Genomic DNA, 1,096 nt, shown 5'->3' on the forward strand with positions numbered 1-1,096 from the left:
GCCGAACGCCATGTCGGCATTCAATAGCCGGCCTGTTCTGCTTACATGGCAGCCGTAAGACAGCCCCGCAAGTCGCCGCCGGCGGTGCCGCGCCGCGCGAGGATCGTCACGGGATGGCGGAGACCGTTCGCGGGCTCCGGGAGCGCCGTTCGCGGCGCGAGTAGAGCCGACCGCTCGCCGAGCGGCGCGCCCGTTCGCTTCAGGATGGAAATCATTCCGGCGAGGTCAACGGCCACGCTCCGCCGGTTCATGGCAGCACATCTCCCAGCTATCAATGATATGAATCGATCCCGCTCAAGCGATTCATGAAATGCGTTGGACGCCGCTTCCGAAGGAAGCGAAACTCATGTCCATGCAGAACGAAAACGCCGGACCGCTTCATCTCCGACGGATAGACCCGACGCAGAACATGCGGCGCTTCTATGTGCTGGCGATCCAGCCGACGCTGTTCGGCGGCGCGTCCGTAATCCGCAATTGGGGACGTATCGGCACGTCAGGTCAATCGATGATGCAGACCTTTGACAGGATCGAGGAGGCCGACAATACGTTCGAACGGCTTGAACGCAGCAAGTTGCGCAAGGGCTATCGCGATATCGATTCCAGGTAGGAAGACAGCTATTTCGGGAAGAAATTCACTATAGAGGCGGATTTCCGGTGGATTGAGAACAGGCAAGCCGCTTTACGTCTTTCATTCCACCACGCTCTTGTTGTCATGAGCACCTTCAGCAACGACACAGGAGGCCCATCCGATGACGACAACAAACGAGGTCGCAGACAAGATCGCAGCAGAACAGAGCCTGACCAAGGCGATCGTGGAGAGTGTGTTCAAACAGATCGCCGACGCCGCAAAGAGCGGCGCAGAGACCAGCCTGCCCGGGTTCGGAAAGTTCAAGGTCAAGGAAACGCCGGCACGCGAGGGCCGCAATCCCTCGACCGGTGCCAGCATCAAGATCGCGGCTGCGAAGAAGCTGGCCTTCACGCCGGCGAAAGCGCTCAAGGACGCGCTGAACGGCTGATATCCCGGCTCGGCGTGTCTGGACACGCGAAAAGGCCCCGCCTTGCGGCGGGGCCCTGCGATCCGGGCTCAGAAGGGAAT

2 protein-coding genes are annotated in these 1,096 nt (G+C 60.6%); both read left to right on the forward strand.

The window, feature by feature from the left end:
- The first annotated feature begins 352 nt into the window (after positions 1-352).
- Entirely contained in the window at positions 353-607 is a 255-nt protein-coding gene (locus tag EOA85_RS35835) for a WGR domain-containing protein (RefSeq protein WP_127212773.1), read from the forward strand.
- A 142-nt stretch (positions 608-749) separates the two neighbouring features.
- Positions 750-1,016 (forward strand): HU family DNA-binding protein, encoded by a 267-nt coding sequence (locus tag EOA85_RS35840; protein ID WP_127212772.1) that lies wholly within the window; start codon positions 750-752, stop codon positions 1,014-1,016.
- Positions 1,017-1,096 lie beyond the last annotated feature (80 nt).

This window comes from Mesorhizobium sp. M5C.F.Ca.IN.020.29.1.1 (assembly GCF_003997375.1).
Lineage (GTDB): Bacteria > Pseudomonadota > Alphaproteobacteria > Rhizobiales > Rhizobiaceae > Mesorhizobium > Mesorhizobium wenxiniae.

Excerpts from the sequence above, each read along its gene's own strand:
- EOA85_RS35840 (WP_127212772.1), top strand. The coding sequence starts at position 750 with ATGACGACAACAAACGAGGTCGCAGACAAGATCGCAGCAGAACAGAGC.
- EOA85_RS35835 (WP_127212773.1), top strand. The coding sequence starts at position 353 with ATGCAGAACGAAAACGCCGGACCGCTTCATCTCCGACGGATAGACCCG.